We start from the raw sequence: 17,776 nt of genomic DNA on the forward strand, positions 1-17,776 counted from the left end.
CAAGGCCATTTTTGGCCGCTTGCGTCTTGCGTCCCCGGCGCGCTGCGCTCACTCTAGGGTGTTGCCGCACCCGGCGGCCTCATCCAACACGCGAGGATCGCGCGCGCACAAAGCGCGGTCAAAAATTGAGAAAAAGATGGCGCGTACAGTCGGTTCCAATGGTGCCCGCACCGCCCAGGCGATCCGCCAGGCGGGGGTGCTGCTGATCTACAAGCACGGCTACGAAGCCATGAGCCTGCGGCAACTCGCCGCCGAGGTCGGGCTGCAATCCGGCTCGCTGTACAAGTATTTCGAAAACAAGCAGAGCCTGCTGTTCGACATCGTGCGCGATCACATGGAAGATCTGACCGCCCGGGCGCGGGAAACTCTTGAGGGGCTGGACGCTCCGCTGGATCGCCTGCGGGCTTTCACGGGGTTTCATCTGCGCTATCACATGACGCGGCGCGCCCATGTTTTTATCGCCAATATGGAAATCCGCTCGCTGGATGACGAGCATCGCGCTGTCGTCGTGGAGATGCGGCGCAATTACGAGGGGCTCCTGGAACAAATCCTGCGCGAGGGGGCCGCCCAAGGCGTGTTCCGCGTGAGCGAGCCGAGGGTCTCCACCTACGCCATCATCTCCATGCTCACCGGAATTTGCATGTGGTACCGGCCCGACGGGCGGCTGAGCCAGGATGATCTTGTGGCCATCTATGGCGACCTCGTCACCCAGGGGGTTGCGCCGGGTGCGCCGCTGGCGGCCCCCGTCGCCCGCGAAGCGCCGCCCCTTCCGGCGCCCGCCCCGCCGCCCCGCGCCAAGCGCAAGGCGCGGGCCTGATTTGCGCTTGCGGTTCTCCTAAAAAAACGTACGATCGTTTCTAAGCCGACACGAAGCGGCACGGGAGGACACACGGTTCGAAGGCCCGCCCGCCTTGTCGGCGCGGTGTTCTGGGCGTTCGTGCTTCCGCAATCGACACTCAGGGGTGAAGCGCTCATGGCGATCATCGAGGATGCGGTGGACCGCCGCTCCGAAGCCTATCATCGCAATCGCGCGGCGCTGTTTTCAAGCGTCAGCGATCTGCGCGAAAAGGTTGAGCGCATCGCCCAGGGCGGCGGGGAAGTCGCCCGCGAGCGCCATCTCAAGCGCGGCAAGCTGCTGCCGCGCGACCGCATCCGCACCTTGCTCGACACCGGCTCGCCGTTCCTGGAGCTCTCCCAGCTCGCCGCCTACGATATGTATGGCGGCGATGTCCCGGCCGCCGGCATCATCACCGGTATCGGGCGCGTGTCCGGCCGCGAATGCATGATCGTCGCCAATGATGCGACGGTGAAGGGCGGCACCTATTTCCCCATGACGGTGAAGAAGCATCTGCGCGCCCAGGCGATCGCGCGGGAAAACCATTTGCCCTGCGTCTATCTGGTGGATAGCGGCGGCGCGAACCTGCCGAACCAGGACGAAGTGTTTCCCGACCGCGAGCATTTCGGCCGCATCTTCTTCAACCAAGCCAATATGTCGGCCGAGGGCATCGCCCAGGTGGCGGTGGTCATGGGCTCCTGCACCGCCGGCGGCGCTTATGTGCCGGCCATGGCGGACCAGTCCATCATGGTGAAGAACCAAGCCACCATCTTCCTCGCCGGCCCGCCTCTGGTGAAGGCCGCCACCGGCGAGGTGGTCACAGCCGAGGAGCTGGGCGGGGCGGACGTGCACACCCGCGTCTCCGGCGTCGCCGACCATGTGGCGGAGAATGATGCCCACGCGCTCGGCATCGCCCGCACCATCATCGGCGACCTCAACCAAGTGAAGCGGCACGACCTCGACATCCGCCCGCCCAAGGCGCCGCTGTATGACGCGGACGAGATTTACGGCATCGTCTCGGAAGATCCCAAGAAGCCGTTCGACGTGCGCCAGATCATCGCTCGCATCGTCGACGGCTCGGATTTCGACGAGTTCAAGCCGCTCTATGGCCAGACCCTGGTGACCGGCTTTGCCCGCATCTTCGGCTATCCCGTGGGCATCATCGCCAATAACGGCATCCTGTTTTCCGAGAGCGCGCTGAAGGGCGCGCATTTCGTGGAATTGTGCTGCCAGCGCAATATTCCGCTGGTGTTTTTGCAGAACATCACCGGCTTCATGGTGGGCCGCAAATACGAAGCCGGCGGCATCGCCAAGGATGGCGCCAAGCTGGTCAATGCGGTGTCCTGCGCCAGCGTGCCGAAATTCACCGTGGTGATCGGCAATTCCTTCGGCGCCGGCAATTACGGCATGTGCGGGCGCGCGTACGATCCGCGCTTCCTGTGGATGTGGCCCAATGCCCGCATCTCGGTGATGGGCGGCGAGCAGGCGGCGAACGTGCTCGCCCAGGTGAAGCGCGACGGCATCGAGGGCAAGGGCGGCGCCTGGCCGGCCGAGGAGGAGGCCGCCTTCAAGGCGCCGATCCAGGCCCAGTATGACCGCCAGGGCCATCCTTATTATTCCTCCGCCCGGATCTGGGACGACGGGGTGATCGACCCCGCCGACACCCGCATGGTGCTCGCGCTCGCGCTTTCCGCCGCGCTCAATGCGCCCGACAGGGAGACGCGCTTCGGCGTGTTCCGCATGTGAGCGAAATTTCGTCGCGCGCCGGCCGCTTTCCCCAATCTTGGGCGGAGCTGTATCGCGCCTGTCACAGCCGCTCGGCCAATGTCCTGCTCGGAGCATCTTACCGGCGGAGAACAGGTCCATGAGCCTCATTGTTTCCCATGAAGACGGCGTTGCCACCCTCACGCTCGATCGGCCGGAGGTGCACAATGCCTTCGACGATGGCCTCATCGCCCTGCTGACTGCGGCCTATCACCATGCCGCCGGCGATCCCGCCATCCGCGCCGTGCTGCTGCGGGCCAATGGCAAATCCTTCTGCGCCGGAGCCGATCTCAACTGGATGCGCCGCATGGCGGACTATTCCCATGATGAGAACGTGGCGGATGCCGGCACCTTGGCCCATCTGCTCCATGTCATCGACACCTGCCCCAAGCCCACTTTGGCGCGGGTGCAGGGCGCGGCGTTTGCCGGCGCGGTGGGATTGATCGCGGCGAGCGACATCGTGGTCGCCGTGCCGGAGGCGGAATTCGCCATCACCGAAGTGCGCATCGGCCTCATCCCGGCGGTCATCAGCCCCTATCTAGTGCGGGCCATGGGCGCGCGGCAGGCGCGGCGCTATGTGCTTACCGCCGAGCGTTTTTCGGCCGATACGGCGCTCGCGCTCGGCCTCGTGCACCAGGTGGTGCCGGTGGACGAGTTGGACGGCGCCATCGCCAAGCATCTGAAGGCCGTGAAGGCGGCGAGCCCGGCGGCGCTCAAGGCGGCGAAGGATCTGGTGGCGGCGGTGGACCGTCCCCTGACCCACGAACTGATCGCGGACACCGCCCTGCGCATCGCCCATGCCCGCGCCAGCGCCGACGGCCGCGAGGGCGTGACCTCCTTCCTGGAAAAACGCAAACCCGAATGGGGACAAGCATGACCCGACCCATCCGCACCCTCTTGGTGGCGAACCGGGGTGAAATCGCGGTGCGGATCATGCGCACCGCGAAAGCCATGGGGCTGAAGACCGTCGCGGTCTATTCGCAGGCCGATGCCCGCGCGCTGCATGTGGAGCGCGCAGACGAGGCCTATCCCATCGGCCCGGCGCCGGCGCGCGAGAGCTATCTGCGGATCGAGGCGATCCTCGATGCGGCGCGCATGAGCGGGGCGGACGCGATCCATCCCGGCTACGGCTTCCTCTCCGAGAATGCGGAGTTCGCGGACGCCTGCGCGCGGGCAGATATCGTGTTCGTCGGGCCGCCGGCCTCCGCGATCCGCGCCATGGGCTCCAAGAGCGCGGCCAAGGCCTTGATGGAGAAGGCGGGTGTGCCGCTGGTGCCGGGCTATCACGGCGCCGACCAGGACGAAGCCTTCCTCGCGCGCAAGGCCGGGGAGATCGGTTATCCCGTGCTGATCAAGGCCTCGGCCGGCGGTGGCGGCAAGGGCATGAAGGTGGTGCGCGCGGCGGAGGAATTCGCCGAGGCGCTCGCCTCCGCCAAGCGCGAGGCGAAGAATGCCTTCGGCGACGATCAGGTGCTGATCGAGAAATATCTGACTAAGCCGCGCCATATCGAGGTGCAGGTGTTCGCCGACACCCACGGCCATGCGGTCTATCTGCACGAGCGCGACTGCTCCATCCAGCGCCGCCACCAGAAGGTGGTGGAAGAGGCGCCGGCCCCCGGCCTCACGCCCGAGCGCCGCGCCGCCATGGGCAAGGCGGCGGTGGATGCCGCCAAGGCGGTCGGCTATGTGGGCGCCGGCACGGTGGAATTCATCGCCGAGGGCGACGACTTCTTCTTCATGGAAATGAACACCCGCTTGCAGGTGGAACACCCCGTCACCGAGGCCATCACCGGGCAGGACCTGGTGGAATGGCAAATTCGGGTCGCGCGCGGCGAGAAGCTGCCGCTGGCGCAGGACGAGATCCCCCTCATCGGCCATGCCATCGAGGTGCGCCTTTATGCCGAGGATCCGGCGCGCGATTTCCTGCCCCAGGTCGGCCGGCTGGACCATCTGCGCCTGCCGTTCGACCTTGCGGGCCTGCGGGTGGACAGCGGCGTGCGCGCCGGGGATTCGGTGTCGATCCATTACGATCCCATGATCGCGAAAATCATCGCCGCGGGCGCCGATCGCACGGAAGCCTTGGGGCGGCTGGCGGCGGCGCTGGCGGCGACCGAAGTGGTCGGCCTGCCCACCAACCGCATGTTTCTTCAAGCCATCGTCGCCGAACCTGCCTTTGCCGCAGCCGAGCTTGATACCGGCTTCATCGAGCGCCACCGCGCGACGCTGCTCCCCGCGCCGCTTCCGGTGAACGACCGGGTGCTGGCGCTCGCCGCTCTGTTCTTGTTGCTAGACGAGGCGCGCATTTCCGCCGCCGCGGCCGATCCCGCCGATCCCTGGTCGCCCTGGGGGCTCGCGCCGGGCTGGCGGTTGAACCGCTCGGCGTTTGTGGACCTGACCTTCGCCGATCACGAGGCCCGTATTCCCGTGCGCGCCCATTACACCGACGGTGGCTTCCTGCTGGACCTGCCCGGCGGGCGCGTGGCGGTGGAGGGGGCGAGCCGCGAGGACGGCAGTCTCATCGCCCGGCTCGACGGCGTGCGCACCAATGCGCGCGTGGTGCGCAGCGGGGCGCGCCTGACCATCTTCTCCGCCGGCACCGAGCGCAGCCTCGACCATATCGACCCCCGCCTCGCCAGCATCGAGGCCACCGGCACCGCCGGCCGCCTCGTGGCGCCCATGCCCGGCACCATCATCCGCGTCGCGGTGAGCGCCGGCGAGGAGGTGACCAAGGGCTCCGCGCTTGTGGTGGTGGAGGCCATGAAGATGGAGCACACCGTGACCGCGCCGCGCGACGGGCGGGTGAAGAGCGTCGCCTTCGGCGTCGGCGATCTCGTGGACGAGGGCGCGGAATTGCTGGTGCTGGAGGATGTGGCGTGAGCCGGCCGGCGCGGGTGCGCATCGTCGAGGTGGGGCCGCGCGACGGCTTGCAGAACGAGCCCGGCGTGGTGCCGTTCTCGGCCAAGGTGGCGCTGATCGAGGCGCTGGCCGATGCCGGCGTGACCACCATCGAGGCGGGCAGTTTCGTTTCGCCCAAATGGGTGCCGCAGATGGCGGATACGGCGCAGGTTCTGGCGGCCATTCGGCCGCGCGAAAACGTCCGCTATCCGGTGCTGGTGCCCAATATGAAGGGGCTCGAAGCGGCGCTGGAAAGCGGCGTCACCGAGATCGCGGTGTTCGCCGCCGCCTCCGAGGCCTTCAGCCAACGCAACATCAATTGCTCCATCGCCGAGAGCCTGGAGCGCTTCGTCCCGGTCCTCACGGCCGCGAGCGTCGCCGGCATCGCGGTGCGCGGCTATGTGAGCTGCGTGCTCGGCTGCCCCTATCAGGGCGCGGTGCCGGTGGAGAAGGTTGTGGAGGTCTCGCGCGCCCTGGTGGAGATGGGCTGCTACGAAATCTCCCTCGGCGATACGATCGGCATCGGCACGCCGGACAAGGCGAAGGCCATGGCGGGCGCGGTGGTCGAGGCCATCGGGCTGGAACGCACGGCCGTGCATTTCCACGACACCTATGGGCAGGCGCTCGCCAATGTCTTGGCGTGCCTCGATCTCGGCATCGCCGTGGTCGACAGCGCGGTGGCCGGGCTCGGCGGCTGCCCCTATGCCAAGGGCGCCTCCGGCAATCTCGCCACCGAGGATCTGGTCTATATGCTCGACGGGCTCGGCATCGAAACCGGCATAGATTTGGACAAGCTGGCCGCCGCCGGAGGGGACATCACCGCCGCGCTCGGCCGATTTCCAGCCTCCAAGGTGGCGCAGGCGCTGGCGGCGCAGCTTTAGCGGGGCGTTAGGTGCGGCGCGGGTCGCGGATCGTGGGGCGGCTCCGGAAGATTTGGTGAAGGTCCCTCGGCAATCCGTCTCAATGTCCTCTCCGAAGATGCGCCATCTCCTCCCAATGCTCGGGTTCATTCCCTCTCCCGCTTGCGGGGGAGGGTTAGGGAGGGGGGAACCGGGCAGGGTTAGGGAGGGGGAACGCGAGGTGAGGGTTCGACAGACGGCAGCGTTCCGTTGGTTCGCAGCGCGCAGGGCCGCCCTCGTGAGTGCCCCCACCCCAGCCCTCCCCCGCAAGCGGGAGAGGGGGCGGTGCGGCACCTGCGGCAGATGTCCTCTCGTAGCGCTGAGGCGCTGAGACGGGGCGCCCGCCCGCTTAGACCCGTGCGCCGCTCAGCCGCGCCCGCGGGCCGCGCGGGTGGGGAGCACGAGCTGTTCGATCCAGTTGCGGATTTCCACCGTGCGCAGATCCTTGGAGATCACCGCCCCGTCCACCCCGTGGCGCCAGACCAGGGGCTGGTTGGCGGGCTCGCGCTCCAGCGTCTCAAGGTCGCCGATGAAGCGCTCCTGAGCCTCCTCGTCCAGGAAGAAGCCCTCCGCCACCAGCGAGGGGCTCAGCCGGCGGAAAATGGCGGCCATTTCCCGGAACGGATATTCGGGATGATATTGCACCGCCCATGCGGTGCTGGCGCCGGCGGGGATTTCCGCGGCCTGAACCTGCGAATGATCATTGGTGGCGAGCAGGCGCGCGCCTTCCGGCAAGGTCTCCACCTCGTCCAGATGCACGGTCATGGCCTCGAACACGCGCGGCTTGCCGAGGAAGATGGGATGGTGCGCGCCGTGCTCGGTCATGCGGATGCGGCGGCCGAAGCCGACTTCCCGGCCGCGCGGATTGCGCCGCACCACGCCGCCGGCGGACACCGTGATCAGCTGCAAGCCCCAGCAGCTGCCGAAGATCGGCGTGCCGGTTGAAAAGGCGCTGCGCAGCAATTCGATCTGCTGCTCGATGGGCAGCCCGCCATTATAGATGTTGAGCGAGGAGCCGGTGATGGCGATGCCGTCATAGCCCTCCAGGCCCCCCGCATCGGGAAGATTGGCACCCGCGTCGGCCGGATAGCAGATGTCGACCACGGCACCGGGGCACAGGTCGCGCAGCAGGCGGGCATAGCCCTCGCTTGCCGCTTCACCGCCGAACTTCACCTGGCGGGCGCGGGCGTCTGCGGTATTTCCTTCGACAACGAGCAAATGGGGGGCGGGCATGGGGGCAAGGTCCGAATTCTGTGCCTCGCAGCATACGGCCTAATTTGACGAAAGCGAGGAAGCGGCGGGACTTTTCCCTGTTTCCTCAGTCCGGAGTGGTCGCATACAGCGTCTTGCGCGCGCGGTCCCTTCGCTCCTGCAACAGAAGATAAATGCCGGAGCTGACCACCACCGCCGCGCCCGTCAGGGTCCAGGTGTTCGGCAGATTGCCGAACAGCAGCCAGCCGAGGATGATCATGGAAATGATCTGGGTATAGATGAAGGGCGAAAGCGTCGCTGCCGGGGCGCGGGCATGGGCGAGAATGAGCAGGAAATGCCCCGCGCCCACCACCGCGCCCAGTTCCAGCATGGCGCCGAGCACCAGGGGTTCGCGCGGCGTTTCCCACATCCAGAACAGCGGCACCGAGGCGGCGAGCGCGCCCACCAGGGACGAATAGACCAAGGTGGTCTGGGAGGCGTCGGTCGCCGCCAGCATGCGCGTGGTGATGCCATAGAGCGAATAGCACACCGCCGCCGCCAGCATGAGCAAGGCGGCGGGATGGATGCCGCCCACCCCCGGCCGCGCCACCAGGATGATGCCGGCGAAGCCCACCAGGATCGCCGCCCAGCGCCGCACGCCGATCCATTCCCCCAGCATCGGCCCGGCGAACAAGGCGACGAAGAAGGGGGTCGAAAACATGATGGAGACGGTCTGGTCGAGCTGGAGATATTGCAGGGCGCAGAAATTCAGCGCCGTGCAGGCGAACAGCAGGGCCGAGCGAAACAATTGCAGCCACGGCCGGCGGGTGCGCATCAGGCCCGGCACGGTCCAGGGATTGAACAGCACCAGCGCCAGCACGAGCTGCACCACATAGCGCGCCCACACCACCATGAACACGTTGATGTGCCCGCTCAGCCATTTGGCGGTGGCGTCGCACAGCGCGAAGCAGACCACCGCCAGGCACATGAGGCCAATTCCCGCGAGCGTCGAATCGCGCCGCCCCGAAAGCTGCATCTTGTGTCCGGCGATGGTCATGGAAGGCTTTCCGGCACCGCGCGTCGACGCAGCGCAGCAGGTCAATAGGTGGCGCGGCCCCCGGACAGGTCGAACACCGCGCCGGTGGTGAAGGAACAGTCCGCCGAGGCGGCAAAGGCGATGGTGGCGGCGGCCTCCTCCACCTGGAGGAAGCGGTTGCGGGGGATCTTGGAGAGCATATAGGCGATGTGCTGTTCGCTGATCTGGTCGAAAATGGCGGTCTTGGCGGCGGCGGGGGTGACGCAATTCACCGCGATATCATATTCCGCCAGTTCCTTGCCCAGCGATTTGGTCAGCGCGATCACCCCGGCCTTGGAGGCGGAATAGGCCGAGGCGTTGGGATTGCCTTCCTTGCCGGCGATGGAGGCGACATTGACGATGCGGCCGTAATTCTGGGCGATCATGCCCGGCACCACGGCGCGGCAGCAATTGAACGGGCCGTTGAGATTGATCGCCATCACCTGCGCCCAGGCCTCGGCGGGATAGTCCCACAGCTTGTGATTCGGCCCGGCGATGCCGGCATTATTGATCAGGATATGGATCGCCCCGAGCGCCGCCAGGGTCGCGTCGCGGGCGCGCTCCACCTCGGCAAGGCTGGTCACATCCACCGCCACGGGCACCACCTTGTCGCGGCCGAGGGTGTTGGCGAGGCTCTGCGCGAGGTCGGCGTCGCGGTCCCAGATGGCGACTTTCGCACCGGAGGCGAGGAAGCGCTCGACGACGGCGCGGCCGATGCCCTGCGCGCCTCCGGTGACGACGGCGCAGCGTCCGGCAAGATCAATGGCGTTGGACATGGCTCCCTTTCCGGCCGAAATGAGGTTTCGGCTCTTAATCGATTAGATTTCCAGCAATAGCGCGAGCTTGCGACGGGGGCAAAGCTCTAATCTTGCATGGATCGGGAAACCGCCCATGCGCGCGAAGCGGGGCGGCGCGGCCGCCGCCGAGGGCGTCCGGAAACGCCTGCCGTTCGCGCTGGAAGGCGCGAGTCCCGGGGGCGAAAACCTTAAGCCCGGCGCATGCGCGCAGCGGCCCGGATGGCGCCGCGCGCAGGGCCTAGAGCCGGATCTGCCCATATTGAATCGCCCAAGGCGATGCAATATGGGCAGTGAATCCGCCTCTATTCAATAAGTTAGAGGGCGATTCACCGGCCATGTGGGCGGATCGCGCTCTAGCGTCCGCTCAGTTGTCGTCGTCCTCGTCCGCCGGCTCGGCCTCGTCATCCACGCCGCCGTCGGCGCCGAGGCGCAAGGCGAGGTTCTTTTCCACCTTGCGCAGCAATTTGCGCAGGCGCTTGCGCTCCTTGTTCTCGAGGCCGGCGACCATCTCGTTTTCCAATGTGTCCCACACATGGTCGATGGCGCTGCCCTTGTCGCGGCCGGCGGCGGTGAGGAACACGCGCACCAGGCGCCCGTCGCCGTCGGTGGCCCGGCGTTCCACCAGGCCCTGCGTGGTCAGGCGGGCGATGGTCTTGGAGGCCGTGGGCGGGCGCACGCGCAGGGCGGTCGCCAGATCGCCCATGGTGCGGCCATCCTCGTCGATCAGCAGCTTCAGCACCGATTCCTGGCCCGGAAACAGGCCGAGGTCCGCCAGCAGCCGGGCCGAAAGGGCCTTTTGCAGCCGGGCCGTGTGCGTGAGGCGGTAGCCGATGGTCTTTGCAATCGGATCCTTCATCCCAACCCCCTGGCGCGCCCCAAGCGCAATCGTCCGCAGGCCGTCGATTGCCGCGCGCAGCCTACCTTATCCACGCGCCGGCTTACAATTTTGCGAAGGTCTTGTGCCGATTGGGAGACAAGTGCCCGCCGCGTGCTTGCGGCGCAGCAGGCACGCTCCTAATGTCCGCGCCGAAACGCCGGCCCCGGAGCCGGGCGCGCCCGCCCCGCGACCAAGATGACACCGGCATGACCGCACGGGTGCTTCCATGACACACCGATTCTGGGCCGCGCTGTCCTCGCCGGCGCTCGCGGCGCTGGACCGGTCGGCGGCGATCGCCATCCTGCCGGTGGCGGCGGTGGAACAGCACGGGCCGCATCTGCCGCTCGGCACCGATACGTTCATCTCTCAGGGCTATATCGACCGCATCCTGCCCTTGCTGCGCCCCGATATGACGGCCCTGTTCCTGCCGATCCAGGCGGTGGGCAAGTCGGACGAGCACCAATCCTTCACCGGCACGCTCACCTTGTCGCCGGAAACCGCGCTGCGCGCCTGGACCGAGATCGGCGAGGCGGTGGCGCGCGCCGGCATCCGCAAGCTGGTGCTGCTGAACACCCATGGCGGCAATGTGCCGGTGATGGATCTCGTCTCGCGCACGCTGCGAGCGCGCCACAAGATGCTGGCGGTGAACGTCTCCATGCACCGCTTCGGCTATCCCGAAGGCCTGTTCGCGCCGCAGGAGCGGGCACACGGCATCCATGGCGGGGATATCGAGACCTCGCTGATGCTCGCCTTCCGCCCCGATCTGGTGGACATGGCGCAGGCGCGCGATTTCGCCCCCTGGAGCCTCGCCATGGAAGGCGATTTCAGCCAGTTGCGCGCCAATCACCCGGTCGGCTTCGGCTGGCTGAGCGAGGATCTGAGCCCCGCCGGCGCCATGGGCGATGCCCGCCCCGCCAGCGCCGAAAAGGGCGCGGCGGCGGCGGATTTCGGCGCCCGCGCCTTCGTGGCGCTGCTTGAGGATGTGGCCGCCTTCGACCTGTCCCGGTTCGATGCGCGGCCTGAAGGAGAAGACCCGTCATGACCGAGGGCCGCAGGCTCGATCTGAACGGCGCGCGCGCCTATGCCGCCGCCGCGCTTCAGCATTTCAACACCAGCGCCGAAAACGCGGCCGTGGTCGCCGACGCGCTGGTCGCGGCGGAAGCCGACGGCCTGCCCAGCCACGGCCTGGCGCGTCTGCCGAGCTATGGCCTGCAGGCGCAGGCCGGAAAGATCGACGGACATGCCGTGCCGACCGTGCGCAAGGCCGCGCCCTCGGTGGTGGGCATCGATGCGGCGAGCGGCTTCGCCTATCCCGCCGTGCGGCTTGCCGAAGCGCATCTCGCGCCGCTCGCCAAGGAAATGGGCATCGCCATCGCCGGCATTCGCCGCTCCAGCCATTTCGGCGTTGCAGGCCATCCGGTGGAGCGCCTGGCGCAGGCGGGGCTGATCGCGCTCGCCTTCACCAATGCCCCGGCCTCGATCGCCCCGTGGGGCGGGCAGCGCGCGGTGTTCGGCACCAATCCCATCGCGTTTGCAACCCCGCTGCTGGACCGGCCGCCGGCGGTGGTGGATCTCTCCGTCTCCAAGGTCGCGCGCGGCTATATCCTCGCCGCCGCGCAGAAGGGCGAGCCGATCCCCGAGGGCTGGGCGCTCGATAAAGAGGGCCGCGCCACCACCGACGCCAAGGCCGGGCTCGCCGGCACCATGGTGCCCATGGGCGAAGCCAAGGGCACCGCGCTCGCCTTCATGGTGGAAGTGCTGTCCGCCGCCCTGAACGCGGCCACTTTCGCCATCGATGCGCCGTCCTTCTTCGACGGCGAAGGCCCGCCGCCCGCCATCGGCCAGACCTTGGTGGCGATCAACCCGGGCGCGCTGGGCGGCCCCGGCTATCTCGACCATCTGGCGCGGCTGGTGGAAGCGATCGAGGGCCAGGACGGCGCGCGCTTGCCCGGCTCCCGCCGCATCGCCGCCCGCGCCCGTGCCGAACAGGAGGGGGTGCTGGTGAGCGTCGCCCTGGAGCGCGAACTCGCCAAGCTCGGCTTCGGCGCTTAGCGCCGAGGCGCGGAGCAAGGCTTGGGAGCAAGGCTCAGGCTTCGGCCTTAGCCTTAGCCTTGGCCGCCAGCTGGGCGAGGTGCGGGCGGTTGAGCGCCAGCCATTGCAGCGCGATGCGGGTATAGCCGTTCATCACGCAACCGGGGCTGAGCAGCGCGAGCGCATCGTCCAGACCGAGGGTGAAGGGCGCGGTCACCTCATGTTCATGGGCAAGGCCGGCGCGCGCGGGCAGAGCGTGGGACTCCACGATGCCGAGATAGAGAGTGCAGATTTCGTCCGTCACGCCGGGGGTGGGCATGAATTTGAACAGCTCTTCCAGGCGCGTCGGAGCGATGCCGATTTCCTCCAGGCATTCGCGATGGGCCGCCGCAGCCGGTGCCTCGCCGGGATCGACCCGCCCGGCGACGATCTCCACCATCCGCCCGAGGCCGGTGGCGAGATGGGCGGCGAGGCGAAATTGGTGGATCAGCACCACGCGGTCACGCGCCGGATCGAAGCACAGCACGGCGACCACGCGCCCGCCGACCACGATATCGCGCTGGGACGTCTCGGCCGCGCCGCCCGGCTCGTGATGCAGGCGCACGTCATAGCGCAGATAATCGCGAAACCCCTGGCCCAGCAGATGGGGCGGGGAGACCTCGACCTCGGCGGCGGAATCGCCATGGGCGCGAGGGGGCGCGGTCTTGCTCGGGGCGGTCTTGCTCGGCTCGCTCATTGGGCGGTCACTCCCGGCAGGGCGGTTTCCAGATTGAAGGCGGCGGCAAACAGCGCCTTGGTGTAGGCTTCCTTCGGGTTTTGGAATACCTCTCGCGCGGGGCCTTCCTCCACCATCTTGCCATTGCGCATCACCAGGATGCGGCTCGCCAACGCGGAGACCACCCGCAAATCGTGGGAGATGAACATATAAGTGAGCGACCGGCGCCGCTGCAGGGTGCGCAGCAATTCCACGATCTGCGCCTGCACCAGCATATCCAGCGCGCTGGTGGGCTCGTCCAGCACCACGAAGGACGGCTCCAGCGCCATCGCCCGCGCGATCGAGATGCGCTGGCGCTGGCCGCCGGAAAATTCGTGGGGGTAGAGGTGGCGGCTTTCGGGATCGATGCCGACATCGGCGAGCGCGGCGATCACCCGCTGCTCGCGCGCATCGGCGTCCAGCCCCTTCTGGTGCACGCGCAACCCCTCGCCCACGATATCCTCGATGGACATGCGCGGCGAGAGCGCGCCGAACGGATCCTGGAACACGATCTGCATGTCCGCCCGCAAGGGGCGCAATTGCTTGAAGCGCAGCCCGTCGATGCGGTTGCCGAGGAAGGCGATGGGACCGCTGGAGGAAATCAGCCGCAGCAAGGCGAGCCCCAGCGTGGTCTTGCCCGAGCCGGATTCGCCCACCACGCCCAAGGTCTCGCCCTCGTGGATATCGAGCGTGACCCCGTCCACCGCCTTCACATGGCCGATGGTGCGGCGAAGAATGCCGCGCTTGATGGGGAAATGCACCTTCAGGTCCTGCGCCGAGACCACCACTTTCGCGTCTGGCGCGGCGGGGGCGGGGTCGGGCTTCGGCTCCGCATGCAGCAGCGCTTGGGTATATGGGTGCTTGGGATGGAGAAAGGTTTCCTCCGCCCCGCCCTGTTCGACGATCTCGCCCTTGCTCATCACGCATACCCGGTCGGCGATCTTGCGCACGATGCCGAGGTCGTGGGTGATGAACAGCATGGCCATGCCCATGCGGGCCTGGAGATCCTTCAGCAGCTTGAGGATCTGCGCCTGGACCGTGACATCGAGGGCGGTGGTGGGCTCGTCGGCGATCAAGAGGTCCGGTTCGTTGGCGAGCGCCATGGCGATCATGACGCGCTGGCGCTGGCCGCCGGAGAGCTGGTGGGGATAATCCGACAGGCGCCGCTCGGGATCGGGAATGCCCACTTCGTGCAGCAATTCCAGCGTGCGTTCGCGCACCTGCGTCCCGCCCATGCCGCGATGGAGGATCAGCATCTCGCCGATCTGCTGGGAGATGGTGTGCAGCGGGTTGAGCGAGCTCATGGGTTCCTGGAACACCATGGTCACGTCATTGCCGCGCACGCCGCGCAAGTCCCGCTCCGGCAGGGTGAGCAGGTCGCGGCCCTTGAACAGGATCTTGCCCGTGGGATGGCTCGCGGCCGGATAGGGCAGGAGCTTGAGCACCGAGAGCGCGGTGACGGATTTGCCCGAGCCGGATTCGCCGACCAGCGCCACGGTCTCGCCGGGCGCGACATCGAACGAGACGTTCTTCACCGCCAGAAAATCCCCGCCCACCCGGCGGAAGGCGACGGAAAGGTCTTGCACGGAGAGGAGGGGGGAGGGGGTCATGCGGGGCGCAGGATGTCGTCGATGGTGAAGGGGGTGATGGCGAGGCGAGTCAGGCCGTCCGGTACGTGCAGGCGCTCGTCGGCGGTCACGAAATGCGAACACCGCGCGGCGAGGGCGGTCGCGAGATGGATCGCGTCCGGAAGCCGGATCGAGCGGCGCGCGGCGCGGAGCGCGGCGGCGGAGATCAGCAGCGCGCGCCCGACCTCCAGGACTTCGAAGCCGGCCGCCGGCGTGATCATGTCGGTGTAAGCCTCGACCACGGTCGTTGCCTCGGCCTCCAGCGGCTTGACGAGAATCTCGGCGAGGGTGATCTCGCTCGTCACGCCGATGATTTCTTCCGCTTCAATGGCCCGCAAAATCCACCATGCATGGTCCGAGTGGGCGCCGACATGCTCCAGCGCGGCGATGAAGACATTGGCGTCGAGATAGACGCGTGGAAGCGTCATCGGCGATCCCATTCGTCCCGCAGGGCGCGGACATGGGCGACGATCTCTTCCGACGATTCGAAATGGCTGCGCCGGGCATTCTGCCATTTCGTGAAATGGCCGGCGGATGCGGCGGCGGGGATATCGTCTTCGAGCACGACGCGCACCGTGGTGCGTGAGGTGACGCTCTCCCGCAGATCCTCCGGCAGCTTCTCCACGGGATAATGCTCCCGCACGATCCTGTTCATGGCTTCATCTCCGTGGCGCGCATCCTACCACACCTCACCCGAAGGTCTTGCGCGGGTCGAAGGCGTCGCGCACCGCTTCGCCGATGAAGATCAGAAGGCTCAGCATCAATCCCACGGTGAAGAAGCCGGCAAGGCCCAGCCAGGGGGCCTGAACGTTGGACTTGCCTTGCGAGAGCAGTTCGCCCAGCGAGGGCGAGCCGGGCGGCAGGCCGAAGCCGAGGAAGTCCAGGGCCGTCAGCGTCATCACCGAGGAGGAGAGGATGAACGGCAGGAAGGTGAGCGTCGCCACCATAGCGTTCGGCAAAAGGTGCCGCACCATGATGGTGAAATTGTTTACGCCCAGTGCCCGGGCCGCCTGCACATATTCGAAATTGCGCGCGCGCAGGAATTCCGCGCGCACGAGGCTGACCAGCGAGACCCAGGAGAACAGCAGCAAGATGCCCAGCAGCACCCAGAAGCCGGGCACCAGCACCGAGGAGATGATCAGCAGCAGATAGAGCGAGGGGATGGAGGTCCACACCTCGATGAAGCGCTGGAACAGAAGATCCACCCAGCCGCCGAAATAGCCCTGCACCGCCCCTGCGGCGACGCCTATGGCGGAGGAAATGAGGGTGAGCGCGAGCCCGAACAGCACCGAGATGCGGAAGCCATAGATCAGGCGGGCGAGCACATCGCGGCCCTGGTCGTCGGTGCCGAGCCAATTATATTCAAGCCCCGCGCAGCCGGAGACGCCCTTGCGCTCGGCCTCCGACTTGCACTGCGCCTCGGTCAGCATCCAGGTGGGCGGCGAGGGGGCGGGGGTGGGCAGGTCCAAATTGTGGGTGGAATAGCTGAAATGCACCGGCGGCCAGAGCATCCAGCCGCCCTTTTCGTCGATCAGCTTGCGCAGATAGGGATCGCGATAATCCGCCGTGGTCTCGAAATCGCCGCCGAACGTGGTCTCGGGATAGGCTTTCAGCACCGGGAAATAATAGGCGCCGTCGAAGCGCACCACGATCGGCCGGTCGTTGGCGATGAATTCCGCGAACAGGCTGAGCACGAACAGGATCATGAACAGCACGAACGACCACCAGCCCCGCCTGTTGGCGCGGAAATTGGCGATGCGCCGCTGGTTGAGCGGCGAGAAGAACGGCCGCTTGCTCGGCTTCGCCGCCGGCAGGGGAGCCGGCGAGGTCGCGGGGGCAGTGTGCGGGGAGGTGGGATGGGCCGTCATGGCTCAGACGTCCCGCGTCTCGAAATCGATCCGCGGATCGACCAGCATATAAGTGAGGTCCGACAGCAGGCCGACCACGAGGCCCGCCAAGGAGAAGATATAGAGCGTGCCGAACACCACCGGATAATCGCGGTTCAGCACGCTCTCAAAACCCAGAAGGCCGAGCCCGTCGAGCGAGAAGATGGTCTCGATCAGCAGCGAGCCGGTAAAGAAGGCCGAGATGAAGGCGCCGGGAAAGCCGGCGATGACGATCAGCATCGCGTTCCGGAACACATGGCGATAGAGCACGCTCCGTTCGGAGAGCCCCTTCATGCGGGCGGTGGTGACATATTGCTTGCGGATCTCTTCCAGGAACGAATTCTTGGTCAGCAAGGTCATGGTGGCGAAGGCGCCGAGCACCATGGAGGTGAGCGGCAGCACCAAGTGCCAGCCATAATCGAGAATGCGCTCGGGCCAGGAGAGTTGCGCCCAATTGTCCGAGGTCAGGCCGCGCAGGGGGAACCAATCCAGGAACGAGCCGCCGGCGAACAGGATGATCAGCAGGATGGCGAACAGGAAGGAGGGGATGGCATAGCCGACGATGATCACCGCCGAGGTCCACACGTCGAACCGCGAGCCGTCGCGCATGGCCTTGGAGATGCCGAGCGGGATCGAGATGGCGTAGGTCAGAAGCGTCATCCACAGACCGAGCGAGATGGAGACCGGCATTTTCTCCGCGATCAGGTCGATGACGCGGATGTCGCGGAAATAGGAGCGGCCGAAATCGAAGGTCGCGTAATTCTTGATCATCAGCCAGAAGCGCTCATAGGCCGGCTTGTCGAAGCCGAACTGCTTTTCCAGCTCCTGGATGAATTTCGGGTCCAGACCCTGGGCACCGCGATATTTCGAGGCCGAGGCATCGGCCCCGCCGCCGCCGGGCATGGCGCCGCCGCCGGCGAAATCGCCGCCCTGGCCGGATATGCGCGAGGTGGCGGAGGCGCCGTCGCCGGTCAATTGGGCGATCACCCGCTCCACCGGGCCACCCGGGGCGAACTGCACCACCACGAAGGAAACCAGCATGATGCCGAGGATGGTCGGGATCATGAGGGCGACACGGCGGATGATATAAGCGAGCATCGGGTCTCCAGGTTCGCGCCGACGGTGCGGGCTCTCGCCGGCGGCG

Annotated in this window: 17 protein-coding genes; 7 read left to right on the forward strand and 10 right to left on the reverse strand. The window is 67.0% G+C overall.

Going from position 1 to position 17,776, the window contains the following annotated elements:
• Positions 1–136 precede the first annotated feature (136 nt).
• From V5G24_RS24280 to V5G24_RS24300, 5 genes are all read left to right on the forward strand, one after another.
• Positions 137–817 (forward strand): TetR/AcrR family transcriptional regulator, encoded by a 681-nt coding sequence (locus V5G24_RS24280; RefSeq protein ID WP_394084463.1) that lies wholly within the window; start codon positions 137–139, stop codon positions 815–817.
• Positions 818–973: 156 nt separating this feature from the next.
• Complete coding sequence (locus V5G24_RS24285; protein ID WP_394084465.1) at positions 974–2,581, forward strand: carboxyl transferase domain-containing protein; 1,608 nt, start codon at positions 974–976, stop codon at positions 2,579–2,581.
• 118 nt (positions 2,582–2,699) lie between these two features.
• Positions 2,700–3,476 carry an enoyl-CoA hydratase/isomerase family protein gene (locus V5G24_RS24290; protein ID WP_394084467.1) on the forward strand — a complete coding sequence of 259 codons (777 nt, stop codon included), beginning with the start codon at positions 2,700–2,702 and terminating at the stop codon, positions 3,474–3,476.
• On the forward strand, positions 3,473–5,476 hold the full coding sequence (locus V5G24_RS24295; protein ID WP_394084469.1) for an acetyl/propionyl/methylcrotonyl-CoA carboxylase subunit alpha: 2,004 nt from the start codon (positions 3,473–3,475) through the stop codon (positions 5,474–5,476). Before V5G24_RS24290 ends, V5G24_RS24295 begins: the two co-directional genes overlap by 4 nt.
• Positions 5,473–6,375, forward strand: a complete 903-nt coding sequence (locus V5G24_RS24300; protein WP_394084471.1) for a hydroxymethylglutaryl-CoA lyase — start codon at positions 5,473–5,475, stop codon at positions 6,373–6,375. Before V5G24_RS24295 ends, V5G24_RS24300 begins: the two co-directional genes overlap by 4 nt.
• 384 nt (positions 6,376–6,759) lie before the next feature.
• Here the strand turns inward: V5G24_RS24300 and V5G24_RS24305 are convergent, their stop codons facing one another.
• From V5G24_RS24305 to V5G24_RS24320, 4 genes are all read right to left on the reverse strand, one after another.
• Positions 6,760–7,626, reverse strand: a complete 867-nt coding sequence (locus tag V5G24_RS24305) for a type 1 glutamine amidotransferase (RefSeq protein ID WP_394084473.1) — start codon at positions 7,624–7,626, stop codon at positions 6,760–6,762.
• A gap of 85 nt (positions 7,627–7,711) precedes the next feature.
• Positions 7,712–8,641: a DMT family transporter gene (locus V5G24_RS24310; protein ID WP_394084475.1), complete on the reverse strand. Its 930-nt coding sequence runs from the start codon at positions 8,639–8,641 to the stop codon at positions 7,712–7,714.
• A 41-nt stretch (positions 8,642–8,682) separates the two neighbouring features.
• Complete coding sequence (locus V5G24_RS24315; RefSeq protein WP_394084477.1) at positions 8,683–9,435, reverse strand: SDR family NAD(P)-dependent oxidoreductase; 753 nt, start codon at positions 9,433–9,435, stop codon at positions 8,683–8,685.
• A gap of 385 nt (positions 9,436–9,820) precedes the next feature.
• Positions 9,821–10,312 (reverse strand): MarR family winged helix-turn-helix transcriptional regulator, encoded by a 492-nt coding sequence (locus V5G24_RS24320; RefSeq protein WP_394084479.1) that lies wholly within the window; start codon positions 10,310–10,312, stop codon positions 9,821–9,823.
• A gap of 247 nt (positions 10,313–10,559) precedes the next feature.
• Here V5G24_RS24320 and V5G24_RS24325 point away from each other — a divergent pair, with 247 nt between their 5' ends.
• Together V5G24_RS24325 and V5G24_RS24330 are read left to right on the forward strand one after the other, a co-directional pair.
• On the forward strand, positions 10,560–11,375 hold the full coding sequence (locus V5G24_RS24325) for a creatininase family protein (protein WP_394084481.1): 816 nt from the start codon (positions 10,560–10,562) through the stop codon (positions 11,373–11,375).
• Complete coding sequence (locus V5G24_RS24330; protein ID WP_394084483.1) at positions 11,372–12,385, forward strand: Ldh family oxidoreductase; 1,014 nt, start codon at positions 11,372–11,374, stop codon at positions 12,383–12,385. The genes V5G24_RS24325 and V5G24_RS24330 overlap by 4 nt, the downstream gene beginning before the upstream one ends.
• Before the next feature lie 34 nt (positions 12,386–12,419).
• Here V5G24_RS24330 and V5G24_RS24335 read toward each other — a convergent pair whose 3' ends face one another.
• The 6 genes from V5G24_RS24335 to V5G24_RS24360 are packed head-to-tail and all read right to left on the reverse strand — an operon-like array spanning position 12,420 to position 17,730.
• Positions 12,420–13,100 (reverse strand): NUDIX domain-containing protein, encoded by a 681-nt coding sequence (locus V5G24_RS24335; protein WP_394084485.1) that lies wholly within the window; start codon positions 13,098–13,100, stop codon positions 12,420–12,422.
• The gene (locus V5G24_RS24340; protein WP_394084487.1) at positions 13,097–14,728 is read right to left on the reverse strand and encodes an ABC transporter ATP-binding protein; all 1,632 of its coding nucleotides are present in this window, start codon (positions 14,726–14,728) and stop codon (positions 13,097–13,099) included. The genes V5G24_RS24335 and V5G24_RS24340 overlap by 4 nt, the downstream gene beginning before the upstream one ends.
• Positions 14,725–15,174, reverse strand: coding sequence for a type II toxin-antitoxin system VapC family toxin (locus V5G24_RS24345; protein ID WP_394084489.1), 450 nt, complete (start codon positions 15,172–15,174; stop codon positions 14,725–14,727). The genes V5G24_RS24340 and V5G24_RS24345 overlap by 4 nt, the downstream gene beginning before the upstream one ends.
• Positions 15,171–15,401, reverse strand: a complete 231-nt coding sequence (locus tag V5G24_RS24350; protein WP_394084491.1) for a hypothetical protein — start codon at positions 15,399–15,401, stop codon at positions 15,171–15,173. Before V5G24_RS24350 ends, V5G24_RS24345 begins: the two co-directional genes overlap by 4 nt.
• Positions 15,402–15,435: 34 nt before the next feature.
• Positions 15,436–16,614 (reverse strand): ABC transporter permease, encoded by a 1,179-nt coding sequence (locus V5G24_RS24355; RefSeq protein WP_394084493.1) that lies wholly within the window; start codon positions 16,612–16,614, stop codon positions 15,436–15,438.
• 3 nt (positions 16,615–16,617) lie between these two features.
• The gene (locus V5G24_RS24360) at positions 16,618–17,730 is read right to left on the reverse strand and encodes a microcin C ABC transporter permease YejB (protein WP_394084495.1); all 1,113 of its coding nucleotides are present in this window, start codon (positions 17,728–17,730) and stop codon (positions 16,618–16,620) included.
• Positions 17,731–17,776 lie beyond the last annotated feature (46 nt).

It is taken from the genome of Roseixanthobacter finlandensis (assembly GCF_043195105.2).
GTDB lineage: Bacteria > Pseudomonadota > Alphaproteobacteria > Rhizobiales > Xanthobacteraceae > NCEH01.